The 16,459-nt window shown below is 51.7% G+C and carries 17 protein-coding genes; 14 read left to right on the plus strand and 3 right to left on the minus strand.

Annotation, left to right across the window (positions count from 1 at the left end):
• Positions 1 to 52 precede the first annotated feature (52 nt).
• The 3 genes from LBW88_RS04075 to LBW88_RS26580 all read left to right on the plus strand — a co-directional run bounded on the left by LBW88_RS04075 (position 53) and on the right by LBW88_RS26580 (position 2,012).
• Positions 53 to 1,018 carry a sugar-binding transcriptional regulator gene (locus LBW88_RS04075; protein WP_224928419.1) on the plus strand — a complete coding sequence of 322 codons (966 nt, stop codon included), beginning with the start codon at positions 53 to 55 and terminating at the stop codon, positions 1,016 to 1,018.
• A 219-nt stretch (positions 1,019 to 1,237) separates the two neighbouring features.
• Complete coding sequence (locus tag LBW88_RS04080) at positions 1,238 to 1,855, plus strand: DUF4225 domain-containing protein (protein WP_320442518.1); 618 nt, start codon at positions 1,238 to 1,240, stop codon at positions 1,853 to 1,855.
• Complete coding sequence (locus LBW88_RS26580; RefSeq protein ID WP_414004063.1) at positions 1,845 to 2,012, plus strand: DUF4225 domain-containing protein; 168 nt, start codon at positions 1,845 to 1,847, stop codon at positions 2,010 to 2,012. Before LBW88_RS04080 ends, LBW88_RS26580 begins: the two co-directional genes overlap by 11 nt.
• On the opposite strand, the gene LBW88_RS04085 is transcribed toward LBW88_RS26580, so the two are convergent.
• Positions 2,009 to 2,320: a hypothetical protein gene (locus LBW88_RS04085; RefSeq protein WP_224928416.1), complete on the minus strand. Its 312-nt coding sequence runs from the start codon at positions 2,318 to 2,320 to the stop codon at positions 2,009 to 2,011. The genes LBW88_RS26580 and LBW88_RS04085 overlap by 4 nt on opposite strands.
• 176 nt (positions 2,321 to 2,496) lie before the next feature.
• Here LBW88_RS04085 and LBW88_RS04090 point away from each other — a divergent pair, with 176 nt between their 5' ends.
• Genes LBW88_RS04090 through LBW88_RS04110 form a run of 5 tightly spaced genes read left to right on the plus strand, consistent with a single transcriptional unit; the run spans position 2,497 to position 7,566 of the window.
• Complete coding sequence (locus tag LBW88_RS04090) at positions 2,497 to 3,600, plus strand: ABC transporter ATP-binding protein (RefSeq protein WP_224928412.1); 1,104 nt, start codon at positions 2,497 to 2,499, stop codon at positions 3,598 to 3,600.
• 27 nt (positions 3,601 to 3,627) lie between these two features.
• Positions 3,628 to 4,905 (plus strand): ABC transporter substrate-binding protein, encoded by a 1,278-nt coding sequence (locus LBW88_RS04095; protein ID WP_224928409.1) that lies wholly within the window; start codon positions 3,628 to 3,630, stop codon positions 4,903 to 4,905.
• A 10-nt stretch (positions 4,906 to 4,915) separates the two neighbouring features.
• The gene (locus LBW88_RS04100) at positions 4,916 to 5,827 is read left to right on the plus strand and encodes a carbohydrate ABC transporter permease (protein ID WP_224928406.1); all 912 of its coding nucleotides are present in this window, start codon (positions 4,916 to 4,918) and stop codon (positions 5,825 to 5,827) included.
• On the plus strand, positions 5,824 to 6,642 hold the full coding sequence (locus LBW88_RS04105) for a carbohydrate ABC transporter permease (RefSeq protein ID WP_224928403.1): 819 nt from the start codon (positions 5,824 to 5,826) through the stop codon (positions 6,640 to 6,642). Before LBW88_RS04100 ends, LBW88_RS04105 begins: the two co-directional genes overlap by 4 nt.
• A 12-nt stretch (positions 6,643 to 6,654) precedes the next feature.
• Positions 6,655 to 7,566 (plus strand): metallophosphoesterase, encoded by a 912-nt coding sequence (locus tag LBW88_RS04110; protein ID WP_224928401.1) that lies wholly within the window; start codon positions 6,655 to 6,657, stop codon positions 7,564 to 7,566.
• Positions 7,567 to 7,601: 35 nt separating this feature from the next.
• On the opposite strand, the gene LBW88_RS04115 is transcribed toward LBW88_RS04110, so the two are convergent.
• Positions 7,602 to 8,348: an HPP family protein gene (locus tag LBW88_RS04115; RefSeq protein WP_224928399.1), complete on the minus strand. Its 747-nt coding sequence runs from the start codon at positions 8,346 to 8,348 to the stop codon at positions 7,602 to 7,604.
• A gap of 190 nt (positions 8,349 to 8,538) precedes the next feature.
• On the opposite strand from LBW88_RS04115, the gene rluF reads away from it, so the two are divergent.
• Positions 8,539 to 9,420, plus strand: a complete 882-nt coding sequence (gene rluF, locus LBW88_RS04120; protein ID WP_224928396.1) for a 23S rRNA pseudouridine(2604) synthase RluF — start codon at positions 8,539 to 8,541, stop codon at positions 9,418 to 9,420.
• A gap of 309 nt (positions 9,421 to 9,729) precedes the next feature.
• Here the strand turns inward: rluF and LBW88_RS04125 are convergent, their stop codons facing one another.
• Positions 9,730 to 10,764 (minus strand): NADP-dependent oxidoreductase, encoded by a 1,035-nt coding sequence (locus LBW88_RS04125; RefSeq protein ID WP_224928392.1) that lies wholly within the window; start codon positions 10,762 to 10,764, stop codon positions 9,730 to 9,732.
• Between the two features lie 141 nt (positions 10,765 to 10,905).
• Here LBW88_RS04125 and LBW88_RS04130 point away from each other — a divergent pair, with 141 nt between their 5' ends.
• The 5 genes from LBW88_RS04130 to LBW88_RS04150 all read left to right on the plus strand — a co-directional run bounded on the left by LBW88_RS04130 (position 10,906) and on the right by LBW88_RS04150 (position 16,381).
• Entirely contained in the window at positions 10,906 to 11,157 is a 252-nt protein-coding gene (locus LBW88_RS04130) for a helix-turn-helix domain-containing protein (RefSeq protein WP_224928389.1), read from the plus strand.
• Positions 11,150 to 12,382 (plus strand): type II toxin-antitoxin system HipA family toxin, encoded by a 1,233-nt coding sequence (locus tag LBW88_RS04135; protein WP_224928387.1) that lies wholly within the window; start codon positions 11,150 to 11,152, stop codon positions 12,380 to 12,382. Before LBW88_RS04130 ends, LBW88_RS04135 begins: the two co-directional genes overlap by 8 nt.
• Before the next feature lie 197 nt (positions 12,383 to 12,579).
• Positions 12,580 to 13,935 (plus strand): MFS transporter, encoded by a 1,356-nt coding sequence (locus LBW88_RS04140; protein WP_224928383.1) that lies wholly within the window; start codon positions 12,580 to 12,582, stop codon positions 13,933 to 13,935.
• Positions 13,913 to 15,256: an enolase C-terminal domain-like protein gene (locus tag LBW88_RS04145; RefSeq protein WP_224928380.1), complete on the plus strand. Its 1,344-nt coding sequence runs from the start codon at positions 13,913 to 13,915 to the stop codon at positions 15,254 to 15,256. Before LBW88_RS04140 ends, LBW88_RS04145 begins: the two co-directional genes overlap by 23 nt.
• A 9-nt stretch (positions 15,257 to 15,265) precedes the next feature.
• Positions 15,266 to 16,381 (plus strand): lactonase family protein, encoded by a 1,116-nt coding sequence (locus tag LBW88_RS04150; RefSeq protein ID WP_224928377.1) that lies wholly within the window; start codon positions 15,266 to 15,268, stop codon positions 16,379 to 16,381.
• Positions 16,382 to 16,459: the final 78 nt, after the last annotated feature.

A 16,459-nucleotide genomic window follows, 5' to 3' on the forward strand; every position in this document is an offset into this window, starting at 1 on the left:
ATGATATAACTCCTTCCCTAAATCAGGTGTCACGATACAAGACAGGTAACGGATGGAAAAAAACACGCTTTCTCAGGACTCCGAGCTGCTGACAGAAATTGCGGTGGCCTATTATCAGGACGAAATCACCCAGGAGGAGATTGCGCGTAAGTTTGGGATATCCCGCATTAAGGTTGGCCGACTGCTTAAGCGCGCCCGCGAAGAGGGCATCGTCGAAATTAATGTGCGCTACCATCCGGTGTTCAGTACGCGTCTGGAACAACAACTGCAAAACCGTTTCCCTCAACTGCAACGTGCCCTCATCGCACTGGATTCTCCGGACGATGAAGAACAGCGTCGTCAGGTGGCGGCGTTAGTCTCAGCCCATCTTGCGCAATCATTAAAAGACAATGCCATTGTTGCTGTTGGGCAAGGGCGCAACGTCGCCGCTGTCGCCGATTATCCCGGCCAGGTGTCCACACGTAACTGCCTGTTCATCAGCGGTATTGGTGGAACTCATCGTCCTGGTGATGCGATTAATGCCGATCACATCAGCCGTCGACTCGCCAAGAAGTTTGGCGGCATCAGTGAAACCCTGTACGCCCCCGCCTATGTTGAGAACCGCGCGCTGCGCGATGCCTTTATGCAGAACGGCACCATCAAAGAGACGCTCGATCGTGCACGCAAAGCGGATGTCGCGCTGGTGGGTATCGGTGATATGAATGAAAACAGCTACATGGTGAAACTCGGCTGGTTTACGCCGCATGAGATCATTGATGCGCACGTTAATCAAGGTGTGACCGGGGATGTCGCAGGCTATGACTTCTTCAATTCACAGGGGCAGCATGTGGATACGGTGATGAATGATCGCGTGATTGGTCTTAGCATCGAAGAACTGCGTAAAATTCCCTGCGTGATTGCGATTGCCTCCGAGAATACCAAAGCAATGGCGCTGCTCGGGGCACTGCGTACCGGCGCGATCGATATTGTTGCCACCACGGCGCAAAATATTCGGACGATTTTGAGTATGTCGCAGTAGGGTATTATTTCATGGCGGCACTAAGCGGTGCAGCTCTTTTGTCGCCATCCAATTTTCTTACTGCGCCTACTATTACGCCCATTCTCAGTTAACACTCCTTAAATTGAAAAACGTCACGAATTAATCATCATTATCTCCATAAATCTTATTCACATGTCACTTTAATGTATTCAAGCTCAGGTAAAAGAATATTAGGGCATATTAAAAGGAGTGAGACTGATGGATGCAGCATTATTGGCCGGACAACAAAACCGTGCATGGAGCGATACTATGGTCAATCTCGAAGCACGCAATCTTATCCAGGCCGCGAATCGTGTAGGTTCACAGCATTTACGTGATGGCCTATCCCGGATCAAATTTATGCAAGAGATTAAGGGCTATATTGATCAGCAGTTTACTCTGGCCCGTAAGGCCAAGACTGATGAAGAATGTATGCTCTGTATTAAAAACTTGCGTGCTGAGCGTGACAGTTTAATTCAGCAATCAACGATGCTGAAGACCAGGGCCGCGCAACTTTACGCCAAGGTTGAGTGGGTCAAAGAGAACGATCGCATTGTTGGCTATGTCATCAGTGCGGTGAAGGTGGTGCTATCAGGTTTGGCAATTGCAGGCGGTGTCGCGTTAGCTGGCACCATGACGCCCATTGGTATGTTAGTGGGTGCAACCCTCGTCATGGACGGTGTGAATGGGATTTCTCGTGAGGTGAACCATCAATTGATGAATAAGCCTGAGTCACAAGGGGCTATTGCTGATGGCGCGATGCATGCTGCAGAATTTATGGGATTTAAAGCGGAAAGCGGACTTGTCTTCTATAACACAGTGAGCCTTGCTGCGTAAACCTGGAACATGGCGACTTTTCCACTACCTGCCGAGTGACTATTACCGCAAGGTCAGTAGCATGAGCATGCCTAAGATCACGATGAAAATGGTGGGGTATGGGTTAAAAGCGAAGATCATCGTTGATCTTATTGGCAATCAAGAACCACAACACTAACGCTGCTTTTTATGAAACTGCCATGATTTCCAGGCCAAAACCGGAGGTTGAAAAAACCAGGTGATGGCCAGGGCGACGATCAGTGCAATGCCCATTGAAATGAGGTTTTCTCGTGAGGCGATGAATAGCGTAATGATATAAATCAGCACCAGACCAGACGTCAATAATAATGCAGACTGGAAGCGTTTAGACAAGTCGCTAATGACGTTATCGAGCGTTAATTGGTTATTTCTTTGGTATCTATTGAGTTTCAGAACGTCTTTCTGAGTAAATCCGGAATCCAATAATGTCTGTTCGTTGGTGGCCATCAGTCTTGCATCCTCACTCAATGGGGTATTTATCCGAGACTACCACAGAATAATGCCAATTTTATCGTCATGTTATCTGAGATTTATTTCAGTCACTCAACCGTCACTTCAGCAACATAAATCCTTCATTTCCCTGAGCTAGCTTACCGCCATTCTGTTTTCAGGACTGCGGATGCATGAGCCACCTTTCGCTACATCACATCACTAAAGCCTGGGGCGATAAAATTGCCCTTAATGACATCACCTTTGATGCTGCAGAAGGGAGCTTTGTTGCATTGCTTGGGCCATCCGGCTGTGGCAAATCCACGCTGCTGAGCACCATTGCCGGGCTGGAAACCGCCGATCGCGGCGAGATCCATTTCAGGCACAGCGATATCACTCATCTGCCTCCATCACAGCGCAAGCTCTCGATGGTATTTCAATCCTATGCGCTGTTTCCACATCTGAATGTCCGCGAGAACCTGCTGTTTGGTTTAAAGGCGCGCAGTGAAGATAAGCAGACTTTTGCGGCCCGGCTTGAAGACGTTAGCAAGCTGATGGAACTGGATAAGTTGCTTGATCGTCTGCCGTCGCAGCTTTCTGGTGGCCAGCAGCAACGTGTGGCGTTGGGAAGGGCGGTTATCGCGAATAACAACCTGTGTCTGATGGATGAGCCACTGTCCAACCTCGATGCCAAGCTGCGCCAAAGCATGCGCCGTGAGATTCGTGCCTTACAGAAGAAGCTGGGGCTTACCATGCTGTATGTCACGCACGACCAGACCGAAGCGATGAGCATGGCGGACAGCATTATTCTGATGAATGACGGCCACATTGAGCAACAAGGCACGCCGAACGATCTCTACAACAATCCTGCCACCGTCTTTGCCGCGCAGTTTATCGGCGCACCACCCATGAACATCTTGCCGTTGCACAACAAAGATAACCGTCATTATCTGAGCCATTTGCAGGCGCCGGTGGTTGAGCAATGCGAAGAAATCGCTTTGAGTCTGGGCCTGCGCGCCGAGGATATTCAGCTGATTTCACCTGAACACGCTGCGTTAAAAGCTCGGGTGATCAGTTACGAATACATGGGCGCTGACACCTTGCTGGTGTGCCAACTGGCTGGCCTGGCCGATGCCATCACCGTAAAAGTGCCCGGCATGCAGCATTTTGTCGAGGATAGTCAGGTCGGCTTGCAGTGGTCCGCAGCCCGCCAATATCTGTTTTCCACCACGACCGGCAAGCGCTGTGCGTCTGCTGAGCAACAGATGTTTGTTTCACAGAAAAAATACGCTGTTTAACCGTTGTTTTTCGCCCAAGGGATAATCATGTCTGCGATTCGTTACTCACGTCTGGCCTCTGCTTTACTGCTCTGCACTACGGTTTCCGCTTTTGCGGCCGATCCTGTCAAATTGCAGATGTACTATCCGATTGCGGTGGGTGGCAAAGTCAGCCACACCGTGGACGCGCTGGTGGCTGATTTCGAAAAAGTGCATCCAGAAGTGAGCATTCAGCCGGTGTATACCGGTGACTACGCCACCACTGTCACCAAAGCGCTGACCGCGTTTCGTGGTGGTAATGCGCCTCAGTTGGCCGTGATCGGCGACATCGAAGCGTATTCCCTGATTGATGCCGGTGCGATTGTCGCTGCCAGCGATCTGGCTTTGGGTGATGAAGGCAAAAAATGGATCGATGGATTCTACCCAGCGTTCCTGCGTCACATTGACGGCAAAGTCTGGGGCGTGCCTTTCCAGCGTTCAACGGTGGTAATGTACTGGAACAAGCAGGCCTTCGAAAAAGCCGGCCTGAATGGCGATACACCGCCGGCAAACTGGCAGCAAGTGGTCGAGTTCAGTAAAAAGCTGACGGTGAAAGATGCTAACGGCGTGAGTCAGTGGGGTATCGAGATTCCTTCAACGCCTAACGGCTACTGGAACTTCCAGGGACTCTCTGCCACCAACGGCGGTCGTCTGGATAACGGTAAAGGCACCGCCGTGAACTTCAATACACCGGGCAACGTTGAGACGCTGCAGTGGCTGACCGACCTGGGTCAGAAAGAGGAAGTGTCACCAAAAGGCGCAATTGCCTGGGGTACCACGCCACAGGACTTTATCAGCGGTAAAACCGCCATGATGGTCACCACCACCGGTAACCTGACCAACGTGCGCGATAACGCCAAATTCCCGTTTGGTGTGGCGATGCTGCCAGAAAAAACCCAGCGTGGCAGCCCAACCGGCGGCGGTAACCTTTACGTGTTTAAGAATGCCTCACCAGAGCAGCAGAAAGCCGCGATGGAGTTTATCCGCTGGGTGACGTCACCGGAGCAGGCTGCGCGCTGGAGTATCGCGACCGGTTATGTGGCGACATCTCCGGCTGCATGGGACACCACGGTGATGAAAGACTACGTGAAAGAGGTGCCGCAGGCGCTGGTTGCGCGTGAGCAGCTCAAGTATGCCCAGCCGGAACTCTCGACCTATAACAGCGTCCAGATTCAGGATGCGTTGAACCATGCTGTCGAAGCGGCTGTGACCCAAGCGAAAACTCCGGCAGAAGCGCTAGAAGGTGCGCAGAAGCAAGCGGATCGTCTGTTAAAGTCCTACCAGTAACGGAAGCGCGATGAGCACGATGATTGCCAGTACGCCACAGCGTCGCCCCGCATTTTGGTCGACGCAGCTTTATGGTTACCTGCTGATTTTGCCAGCACTGAGTTTTTTGCTGCTGTTCACCCACTATCCAGCGGTGGCGACGATCTGGGAGAGTCTGTTCAGCGCTTCCCGTAATAATCATCCGGCCCAGTTTGTTGGGCTGGATAATTACATGGCTTTGCTGGATGACGATATCTTCATCCAGTCGCTGTGGAATAACTTACTGTATGCACTTATCACCATTCCGCTGGCCGTCACGCTGGCTTTGATGATGGCGCTGGCCGTGAACCGGCGTCTGGCGGCGAATTCGCTGGTGCGCGCCGCGTTCTTTATTCCTTCACTGCTCCCCATGATTGCCATCGCCAATCTGTGGCTGTTTTTCTATACCCCGCAGCTCGGGCTATTAAACAAGTTGCTGGCACTGTTCTCACTGCCGGCCGTGAACTGGCTCGGTGAGCCGGGCACGTCGCTCTACTGTTTGATGGCGGTTTCTGTCTGGCGCGAGGCGGGCTTCTTTATGATTTTCTATCTCGCCGCGTTGCAACAGATCGATCCTCGCCTCAATGAAGCGGCGGCGATTGAAGGGGCCTCACGCGGTTACTTTTTCCGTCGTGTGCAATGGCCGCTGCTGATGCCGACCACGCTGTTTGTGTTGATCAATGCTTCGATGAATGCGTTCCGCATTGTCGATCAGGTGATTGCCATGACCAACGGCGGACCCAATAACAGCAGTAGTTTGCTGCTGTTCTATATCTATCGCACCGCATTCAGTTTCTGGGATATGCCTGCTGCTGCGGCGATGACCGTGGTGTTACTGGTGATCCTGGCGGCGATTGCGCTGATTAAATTTACGCTGCTGGACAAGCGAGCCCATTATCAATGAAGAAGACGAACTCGTTGGGTGGCTGGTGTCTGAACCTGACCATCTGGCTGGCGGCACTGCTGTGGCTACTGCCGATTCTGGTAGCGGTGTGGGTGGCAATCCATCCGGCATCGGACCAGGCCAGTTTCTCGCTGTTCTCGCCGCTAACCTTTGATAATTTTATTAAGGCCTGGCATGCCGCGCCTTTCGCACGCTACTTCCTTAATACCACGCTGCTGGTGTTGATGATCGTGGCCGTCCAGCTAGTTTTAGCGACGATGGCGGCCTATGCGCTGGTGCGCTTCAAAATGAAGCTCTCAGGCGTTATCTTCGCGCTGATCCTGCTGCAGTTAATGATCAGCCCGGATGTATTGATTCTGAACAACTACAAAACCATCGGTGCGTTAGGCCTTCGCGATACCTTAACGGGAATTGCATTGCCTTATTTCGCCTCAGCCTTTGCCATTTTTCTGCTGCGTCAGACGTTCAAAAGCATCCCACTGGTGCTGGAAGAGGCCGCTATCGTGGAGGGTGCTAGCCGATTTTATATCTTGCGCAAAATCTACATCCCATTGGCGAAACCGATCTACATCGCTTTTGCCCTGGTCTCGATTAGCTTCCACTGGAATGATTTCCTGTGGCCGCTGGTGATTACCGATTCCGTCAACGTCAGACCGCTCACTGTCGGATTACAGCTGTTCTCCGCGCCAGAGCAGGGCGTGCAGTGGGCGCTAATTGGTGCCGCAACTTTGATGACCACCTTGCCGCTGCTGGTGCTGTTCCTGATTTTTCAGCGTCAATTTATTCAGTCGTTTATGCGTGCCGGTATTCGCTAAGGAGTGCTTTCCGTGACAATTCCGCATCCACTGACATCCTCGCAGCAAGAACTTCTCGGTGATGTGGCCGAGCTTTATGCCTTACCTGATTTACGTCCTGCATTGATGGATAACGTGCTGCGCTTCGGTGTCATTGCAGATCCGCAATATGCCGATGTCGGGGCTGATATTGCGAATAATCTCTATTATCGCAATGCTCTCAACAAGTTGCCGCAGGCGATTGAAGCTCTGAATCAGCAGCCATTGGATTTTGTCGTGACGCTGGGTGATTTGGTTGACCGTAACTGGACAAGCTATGCTGCCATTCTTCCGCTCTATGACCAGTTGATACATCCACATGCGGTGGTACTGGGGAATCATGACGCGCAAACTATTGCCGGGCATCTCAATAACCGTGCGGCGTTACCCAAAAGTTATTACGCGTTTCGCCTGGCGGGGTGGCGCTTTATCGTTTATGACGGCAATGATGTCAGTTTGTACTGCAATGCGCAGAATGGTGATGACTACTACCAGGCGGAAACTTTGCTGAGGGAGCTACAGGCGCAGCGACAACCCCAGGCTCAGCCATGGAACGGTTCCGTAGGCCAACAGCAGTTGATCTGGATTGAACAGCAGCTGATTGAAGCTCAGCAACTGGGTGAGAAAGTGGGTGTGTTTGGCCATTATCCGCTGGCACCTCACACCACTCATATTCTGATGAACGCCAATGTGCTGGTGGATCTCCTAACTAGTTACAACATACGATTTTGCTTCTCTGGACATGACCACCGCGGCAACTCTGCGACCATTGGTGAGACAGGCTTTTATACCATGAAGGGCATGCTCGATGGCCCAAGCGAAGTACCCTTTGCGGTGGTAGAAGTGGATGGAAATGCTGTAAGGATTAACGGCTTCGGCGGGGAAATAAGTCGCGGTTTGTTTTGATGCTATTAGCAGGCGGGTTTAATGCCGCCTGCTATTTAACTGGCGCGCTTCAGCGGCTGTACCGGCAGGTCTTGGCGACGACGCGCAATCTCTTCAGCACGCTGTAAAAGCTGCTGCAAATCATCTTCGTCAATGTCGAGAAGCTGGCCGTTCTCAAGCGCCTGATGCAGGTCATCACGAGTGATGGGTACTTCTAATGCCACTGGATTCGTTTTGGGTTCGTTGGCGGCCAGCGGATGCGGGTAGCGCCGACCAGCAAGATTATTGAAAATGATCGCCAGCAGAGCAAGGCACGCGGAATTGAGTAGCACAGGAGAGAGAATAAACTGATACCCCAGTTGCTGCACACCACTGCCACCCAGAATCGCTGTCAGCGCCACTGCTCCGCTGGGTGGATGCAGGCAGCGAAGCTGAAACATCACGGCAATCGCCAGACAAGCTGCAATGCCGCAAGCTACAGCGGGATAGGGCACATACATTGCCGTTGTTACACCGATCACACCCGCGACCAGATTCCCGCCAACAATTGACCAGGGCTGTGCTAGCGGGCTATTCGGCAGTCCGAAAAGCAGCACCGCTGAAGCTCCCATCGGGGCCACAAACCATAAGTTGACCTCGCCAAGTAGCCAATGGCTGGTCAGGCTGGTGATCATCAGGCCGAGACCCGCGCCGATGCTGGCTATAGCCATCTGTTTTTTGGCGACCGGCAACGGATGAGGCCAAAGACGGGCGAGGAAAGTCCGCAGCGATGTTATCCAGCTGGCGCGACGCAGGTGTGTCATGAAGATAATACTCTGTCATAAGAAAAAGCGATGGATGGCGATTGTCGCTGATCGATCCTTTGGTAACAACCACAATGTTAGTGTGCTGTTATCAAGTGGTGATGAGGTTGCAAGCTGGTGCAATGATGTTTAACCGTGTCTTACACAACGTCTAAGGTTGTTGTATAGTCCGTTTTTTTTCGGAGGAACCATGCTGCCTAACTCATCCACGCGCCTGAACAAATACATTAGCGAGAGCGGAATCTGCTCGCGACGCGATGCCGATCGTTACATCGAACAGGGCAACGTTTTTATTAACGGCAAGCGCGCTACCGTTGGCGCACAGGTCTTTGCCGGGGATGAAGTGAAAGTGAATGGGCAGCTGATTGAGCCGCGCAATGAAGAAGACCTGGTGCTGATTGCGCTCAACAAGCCAGTGGGAATTATCACCACCATGGAAGAGGGTGAGCGCGATAACATCGGCGATTTTGTTAACCACAGCAAACGCGTGTTCCCGATCGGTCGTCTGGATAAAGACTCGCAGGGCCTGATTTTCCTTACCAACCACGGTGATCTGGTCAATAAAATCTTGCGAGCCGGTAACAACCACGAGAAAGAGTATTTGGTGACCGTGGATAAGCCGATCACTGATGAATTTATTGCCGGGATGGGCGCAGGCGTGCCGATGCTGGGTACCGTGACGAAAAAATGTAAGGTGAAGAAAGAATCGACCTTTGTATTCCGCATCGTGCTGGTTCAAGGGCTAAACCGCCAGATTCGTCGTATGACCAAGCATTTTGGCTTTGAAGTCACCAGGCTTGAACGTACCCGCATCATGAATGTGAGCCTGAAAGGCATCCCGCTGGGTGAATGGCGCGATTTCACCGATGACGAATTGATTGACCTGTTTAATTTGATCGAAGATTCCTCTTCAGAAGATCAAAAAACACAGCAAAGCCAGGCGAAGAAGAAGCCGGCAACAGCAGCAAAAAAAATTGCATCGAACGGTGCAAAGCTGCCTGAGAAAACCACGGCTAAACCGGCAGGACGTCAGCGCTTTGCGCAGCCTGGCCGTAAAAAGAAAGGGCGTTAAACGGTAATAGCTTCGCCATCACTGATTAAACCCTGAACAAATTTTATAATCTTCTCACTATTTGTTCAGGGTTTCTCCCTCCATACTTTTTTCAACAAAGGAGGGAACAATGAGTAACGTAACCTGGTTAAAAGAAATGCAGCACCTGTATGCAGCCCAGCCACGTCCAGCCTGGGTTCCGCGCGCGTTTTGGCTAACTCAACGGCAGCGCACTAAGATTCTGAAAGAACTGCTATTACCGCAAACAAAACAGACATAACGCCGTTATTTAGCCGGCTATTTAATATTTGGAATAACCGGCTTCAGTCACTATTCTTCAGCCACTTTCACCACGGTTTTACCAAAGTTCTTGCCCTTCAACATATCGAAGAACGCCTGAGGCGCGTTTTCCAATCCATCGATCATATGCTCGCGATAATGAATTTTCTGCTGTTCAACCAATGGCGTCATCGCTTGCAGGAATTCCGGATACCGATCACCGTAATCCTGAAAGATAATAAAGCCCTGCATGTGAATACGGCGTTTGAGAATCCCCGAGAGAATTTGCGGCGTGCGGTCAGGGCCAGCGGGTAGGGTTTTGCTACTGTTATAGGTTGAAACCAGTCCACAAACCGGAACGCGCGCGGCGGTGTTCAACAGCGGGAACACGGCATCAAACACTTTACCGCCTACGTTCTCGAAATAAATATCAATCCCGTCCGGGCAGGCATTCGCCAACTGTTCAGCAAAATCCTCACGATGGTGATCAATACAGGCGGAGAAACCCAATTTTTCAATCGCGTAACGGCATTTCTCTTCACCGCCCGCAACACCAACAACGTGACAGCCCTTGAGCTTGCCCAGTTGCCCGACGGTGGCACCCACCGGACCCGTCGCGGCGGCAACCACCAGGGTTTCGCCCGCTTTTGGCTGGCCAATGTCCATCAGGCCCATGTAAGCGGTGAAGCCGGGCATCCCCAGAATACCCAGCGCCCAGGATGGGTGGGGCAGATCGCCGATTTTCGCCACGCCGGCGCCATCCGAGACGGCATAACGTTGCCATCCGCTGCCTGCCAGTACCCAGTCACCGGTTTTGAAATCGGGATGCTGCGATTCAACCACCTGAGAAACCGTACCGCCGACCATGGGTTGATCGATTTGTGCCGGAGGCGCATAGGATTTACTGTCATCCATGCGCCCACGCATATAAGGATCCAGTGAGAGGTACACCGTGCGGAGCAGCATTTCACCGGTTTTGATAGAGGGAATAGGTTGTTCAACGAGCCGGAAATTCTCTTTAACAGGTTCGCCATCGGGGCGAGATGCCAGTAGCCAAGCTTGATTGCTGTCAGGTGATTGCGTCATGTAAACCTCTTTACTCATTTGAATCAGGCAAGTGTAGTTGAAACCTGTTTAAGAGTTTGTCGCAATCTTAAAATGTTGCTATATAATAACAATCAGGTCTTTTTTACATGAATGTTGCTATATAACAACATTTGGAGGCGTATGCTGCCAGGCATGCAAGATATCGGCAGAAAGTGCCAGGAAAAACGTAAGGCGAAAAAGTGGACGCAAGCCATAGCATCCTTGCATTCAGGTGTTCACCGCACAGTGATCTCACAGATTGAGAACGGCCTTTATTCAGGGTCGCTCAAGGTGTTGACGTTGTATCTCAATGCGCTCGAACTAAAACTTTCCGTGCAGTCAGCGGGCATACCGCAACTGGATGAACTGGAGGCACTGTTTAACGATGAATGATTTCAACCAATTGGCAAAGCCACTGCGTTACATTGACGTGTTTAGCGGGGGTGAGTACAGCGGCAGATTGTTGCATGAACGGGGAAGTTACAATTTCAGTTATTTGTCTGAAATGGCGCGCCCAGTATCGCTTACCATGTTGGCGGAAAATCGGATCGGTTATAACGGTAGTCGATTATTTAATATTTTTGAGATGAACATACCTGAAGGCTATGTTCGCTACCACATTGCTGAACGTTTACGCCGTTATGTGGGAAACGTGAGTGATATGCTTTTTCTCGCATTACAGCAGGACACTGGAATAGGCGCATTATCGTATAAAAGTGAGATTGACTTCCCCCGGCCTTCGCCGGAAAAACTGGACGATTTACTGCGCTGGGATCATAAAGAAAGCGCTTTTCAATATTTGCTGAATAAATACCTGCTACAAACCTCTATTTCAGGTGTGCAACCTAAAGTAATGATCAGTACTGAGAATCGTGGCACCGTCTTGTACCCCAATCTTATAGCGAAAACGGGTGATGAGGAGTACCCACGATTAGCAGAAAATGAATTTATCTGTATGTCCCTGGCGAAGCTTTGTGGCTTGCCGGTGGCCGACTTTTGGCTTTCTGATAATAAAGAATTATTTATCATGGAACGCTTTGATATTCAGCATAATAAGCGTCTCGCCATGGAGGACTTCTGTGTGCTATCGGGGAAAACATCAGATCATAAATACAGTGGTTCTTATGAAACGGGTGGGAAAATTGTGAGTTTGTTTACGCGCGATCAGTCCCAGGTTGAGTTGTATTGGCGCTATGTTATTTTTAGCTGCATGGTAGGGAACGGTGACGCGCATTTAAAGAACTTTTCATTACTGTATGCCAGTGACAATAATGGATCGCCAAAGTTATCCCCACTCTATGACGTGGTCAATACAGACATTTATCCAACTACGGATAAAGAGTTGGCGCTTAAATTAAATAAAAGCAAAGCATTCCCCAATCGAGATAATCTGCTGAAGTTTGCGCGTGAACTTAAAATCATCAAGCCTTCTGATATCATTGAACAGTTCGCAGATATCATCAGTGACCAAATAAATAACAACCCGATTTTCGATGATTTCCCTGCGCTTAGGGAATCCATTGCCCATTCTCTTACTCGCAGCGTGGCGACTAACAATGTATTTTTAACCACTGACGTCAAACGACCTAAAAAACGAAAAACTGACTCACTACTTTGATAGCGTAGAGAGGCATCTACCTTCCCAGTGAGCCAGCGCACAAACCCACACAAAACTTTACGCAGTGAAAACCGCTAACGCATTGAACATTAAAGCCCCTTCAACATCTGCACAAACGGTCTCGGGCATTCTCACATAACCGCCCTTTAATCGGCTGCGTATACCTATAGCGGTGCAATTAACCCAACAGGTGACGCATGACGGTTCAACAATCTTATGATTTAGCAGCAGATCACGACGCGCATATCGCCTCCGCAATCGCTAAGTTTTTCCGTCGCATCATCCCGATGCTGGCGCTGATGCTGATTGTTAACCAGATTGACCGAGCCAATATCGGATTCGTCAAAGCCGAGTTACAGACGGATGCGGGGATCAGTGCCGCGGCCTTTGGTTTGGGCGCAGGATTGTTCTTTATTGGTTACGCGCTATTCGAAGTGCCCAGCAATATGATGTTGAAAAAACTGGGTGCGCGCGTGTGGTTGACTCGCATCATGATCACCTGGGGTATGGTCGTCGTGTTAACCGGGTTTGTAAGCACGCCGCTGCATTTCTATGTCCTGCGCTTTTTGTTGGGCGTGGCAGAGGCTGGTTTTTTCCCTGGCGTCTTATTCTACTTTCGCCAATGGGTCCCGAACGCATGGCGCGGACGGGCAACCGCGATGGTGCTCAGTGCCACAGCCAGCGCGTTTCTCTTTTCCGGCCCGCTGACCGGCGCCATTCTGATGCTGCATGAGGTGAATGGGCTGGCCGGGTGGAAATGGGTGATGTTCCTGGAAGGGGGCGGATCGATTGTGATCGGTTTGCTGGCCGCGCTGGTACTGGTCTCGAAACCTCAGGATGCCAAATGGCTAAGTGACAGTGAAAAGCGTGCTCTCCAAGCACAGTTAGCCTTAGAAGACGCCGCACGTGAGGTGAATGCCAGAGAGTATGGCCGCTGGGGTTTACTGCGCGATCGCAGCTTGCTGTTTTATTGCCTGATTTTTTTCACCATGACCATGACCGGTTACACCCTGGTCTTCTGGCTGCCGCAAATTATCCAGCGCATTCAGGGCTATAACAGCTTTGAAATTGGTTTGCTGACCGCCGTTCCCTGGTTATGTGCCATTGTTGCCTTGTTCCTGCTGGGTAAAACCACCGACCGCTACCGCGATAAGCTGGACAAAGGGCTGGGCATTGCCATGCTCATTGCCGCTTGCGGCACCTTTATGGCCACCACCGGGACACCCTGGTTTGGCTTTGTCGCGATGATCGTCGCCTGTATTGGCTCAAAAGTCAGCGCCGCCTTTTTCTGGCCAATGCCGCAAAGCGAGTTGCCTGCTTCAATCGCCGCGCCCGGCATTGCTCTCATCAACTCAATCGGTAACCTCGGCGGATTCTTTGCACCCACCGTGTTTGGCTATCTTGAACTGCATACCGGCAGCACCACCGGCGGGCTGTATGCGCTGACCAGCGTATCGGTTATCACCGGGGTCTGGCTGCTGCTGCGTCGTAAACCTGTTCCCCCTGCATTCGGTCACACGGAGAGAAACCATGTCCGACACATCAGTCATTAAATCGATGCGCATCGTTCCGGTTGCCGGATACGACAGCATGCTGCTGAACATCGGCGGGGCGCATAACTGCTACTTCACCCGTATTCTGGTGCTACTGACTGATTCAGCGGGCAACAGCGGCGTGGGGGAATCACCGTGCCACGCTTCAACGTTGCAACTGCTGGAACAGTTTCGCCCTCTGATCATTGGCAGCTCGCTGATGCGCGCTAACGCCACGCTCAGTCAACTCTTTGCCAGCGACGCGCGGCAGCAGCAGACTTCGCACACCAACGACATTCATATTCCGCAGATGAATCCTGAGAAGTTTTACAACGCGGCGGCGGCCATTGAAGCTGCGTTGCTCGATTTGCAGGGTAAATTCCTTGATCTGCCGGTAGCGGATCTGCTCGCCAGCGGTAAACAGCGGGAGCGCATTCCGGTGTTGGGATATCTGTTTTATATCGCCGATCGTCAACGCACGAATATGCACTACCGTTCGGGTGATGACGAAGCGGATGGCTGGTTCCGGCAACGCCATCAACCGGCAATGGACAGTGCTGCGGTGGTGCGGCTCGCAGAAGCGGCAGTAGAACAATATGGTTTTCGGGACTTCAAGCTAAAAGGCGGCGTCATGCATGGCGAGCAGGAAGTAGAAACCGTAGAAGCCTTGCTGTCGCGGTTTCCACACTCTCGCGTCACTGTGGACCCCAATGCCAGCTGGTCGCTGGATGAAGCCATTCGCTTTGGTAAACAGCTGGCAGGCAAAGTGCCATACCTGGAAGATCCTTGTGGCGCAGAGCAGGGATATTCCGGGCGCGAGACGCTGGCGGAATTCCGTCGCGCCACTGGTGTGCCGGTTGCTACCAATATGATCGCCAATGACTGGCGGCAGTTACAGCATGCTCTGCAGCTCAATGCTATCGACATCCCGCTCGCCGATCCCCATTTCTGGACGATGCGCAACGCCAACGTTGTCGCGCAGCTGTGTAACGAATGGGGCCTTACCACCGGTTGCCACTCTAATAATCACTTTGATGTTTCACTGGCGATGGTTGCTCATCTTGGTGCCGCAGCGCCCGGCGATCGTCAAACCGCCTTTGATACGCACTGGATATGGCAGGATGGCCAGCAACTCAGCCACCAGCCCCCGCAAATTCGTGATGGCTATCTGGAGCTGCCGCCGGGACCAGGTTTGGGCATTGAACTGAATATGGAGCGCGTCGAACAGGCACATGCCCTCTATAACGCACTGCCTGATAAAAACCGTAACGATGCATTGGGCATGCAGTTTTTGATTGATAACTGGCGTTTTGACGCGAAACGTCCGGCTCTGGTTCGCTAAGGAATTTACATGAAGAAAACCTTTCAGGTAGCCACATTACTCACAGCGATGGCGCTCAGCGCGCCGCTGCTGGCAAAGACCTTTGTCTACGTCTCAGAAGCCGATGATGGCACCATCGCCCGCTACGCGTTGGACGAACAATCCGGCGCATTGCAATTGCTTGGCCGCACTCAGGCAGGCGGAAAAGTGATGCCGCTGGCACTGAGTGCCGACCATCAGCATTTATATGCGGCCATTCGCAGCAAACCACTGCAACTGGTTAGCTGGCAGATCGATCGCGAAACCGGCGATCTTAATCAGAAGGCAGCAGTGCCGGCTACGGCCAGTTATCCCTATATCAGCACCGACAAGCAGGGGCGATTCCTGCTGGGTGCCTCTTACGATGGCGATGTGGTGCATGTCTATCGGCTAGGCAAAGATGGCAAAGTGATCGCGCCACCGGTTGGCAGTTATAAAACCGGCCATGCGGCACATTCGGTGATCGTTGATGATGCTGGTAAAACCGCCTACGTCGGCAATCTCGGCACTGACCGCGTATTGCAGTTGAAGCTGAGTGGTGAGGGTGAGTTAAGCGCGCTGGGCAACGGTTATGTAAAAACCGCCGACGAAAATGGCCCGCGTCATTCGGTGTTATCACCGGATCAACGCTATCTATATAACGTCGGCGAGATGGGCGGCATCATCACCCAGTTTCGCCGTGAACCGAGCGGCGAGCTGGTCAAAGTCAGTGAAACACCCAACGCTGTGGCCACAGAGTATAAGTTGCAGCATGGACTTGAGCGGCCAGCGGGCTACAGTGATACCACGCCACGGATTTGGTCAGCCGATATTCACCTAACGCCAAACGGTCATTTCCTGTATGTGACCGAACGTACCAGCAGCACGGTAAGCGGATACCAGGTTGATCCACACAGTGGCAAACTGACGCTAATTGGCAGTTGGCCGGTTGAGAAGCAGCCGCGCAGTATTGCCATAACGCCAGACGGAAAATGGCTCATCGCCAGCGGTGAAAAAAGCGCGGTGACAAGAAGCTACGCCATTGATGCCAAAAGTGGTTCGCTGAAGCGTGTGGGTGAAGCACCGGCTGGCAAAGATGCGAACTGGGTAATGGTGGTGAGCAACTGACTTTCACCTTGCGATGATCTGGCGCAAATTTCTGCGCCAGATTGCGCGAAATGTTTTTATGGAGCCGTTGTTATCACA

This window comes from Pantoea sp. alder81 (assembly GCF_020179835.1).
Lineage (GTDB): Bacteria > Pseudomonadota > Gammaproteobacteria > Enterobacterales > Enterobacteriaceae > Pantoea.

Bases quoted from the DNA above. Each gene is read 5' to 3' on its own strand.
- LBW88_RS04075 (WP_224928419.1), top strand. From the start codon at position 53: ATGGAAAAAAACACGCTTTCTCAGGACTCCGAGCTGCTGACAGAAATT.
- LBW88_RS04080 (WP_320442518.1), top strand. From the start codon at position 1,238: ATGGATGCAGCATTATTGGCCGGACAACAAAACCGTGCATGGAGCGAT.
- LBW88_RS04085 (WP_224928416.1), bottom strand. From the start codon at position 2,320: ATGGCCACCAACGAACAGACATTATTGGATTCCGGATTTACTCAGAAA.
- LBW88_RS04090 (WP_224928412.1), top strand. From the start codon at position 2,497: ATGAGCCACCTTTCGCTACATCACATCACTAAAGCCTGGGGCGATAAA.
- LBW88_RS04095 (WP_224928409.1), top strand. From the start codon at position 3,628: ATGTCTGCGATTCGTTACTCACGTCTGGCCTCTGCTTTACTGCTCTGC.
- LBW88_RS04100 (WP_224928406.1), top strand. From the start codon at position 4,916: ATGAGCACGATGATTGCCAGTACGCCACAGCGTCGCCCCGCATTTTGG.
- LBW88_RS04105 (WP_224928403.1), top strand. From the start codon at position 5,824: ATGAAGAAGACGAACTCGTTGGGTGGCTGGTGTCTGAACCTGACCATC.
- LBW88_RS04115 (WP_224928399.1), bottom strand. From the start codon at position 8,348: ATGACACACCTGCGTCGCGCCAGCTGGATAACATCGCTGCGGACTTTC.
- rluF (WP_224928396.1), top strand. From the start codon at position 8,539: ATGCTGCCTAACTCATCCACGCGCCTGAACAAATACATTAGCGAGAGC.
- LBW88_RS04125 (WP_224928392.1), bottom strand. From the start codon at position 10,764: ATGACGCAATCACCTGACAGCAATCAAGCTTGGCTACTGGCATCTCGC.
- LBW88_RS04130 (WP_224928389.1), top strand. From the start codon at position 10,906: ATGCTGCCAGGCATGCAAGATATCGGCAGAAAGTGCCAGGAAAAACGT.
- LBW88_RS04135 (WP_224928387.1), top strand. From the start codon at position 11,150: ATGAATGATTTCAACCAATTGGCAAAGCCACTGCGTTACATTGACGTG.
- LBW88_RS04140 (WP_224928383.1), top strand. From the start codon at position 12,580: ATGACGGTTCAACAATCTTATGATTTAGCAGCAGATCACGACGCGCAT.
- LBW88_RS04145 (WP_224928380.1), top strand. From the start codon at position 13,913: ATGTCCGACACATCAGTCATTAAATCGATGCGCATCGTTCCGGTTGCC.
- LBW88_RS04150 (WP_224928377.1), top strand. From the start codon at position 15,266: ATGAAGAAAACCTTTCAGGTAGCCACATTACTCACAGCGATGGCGCTC.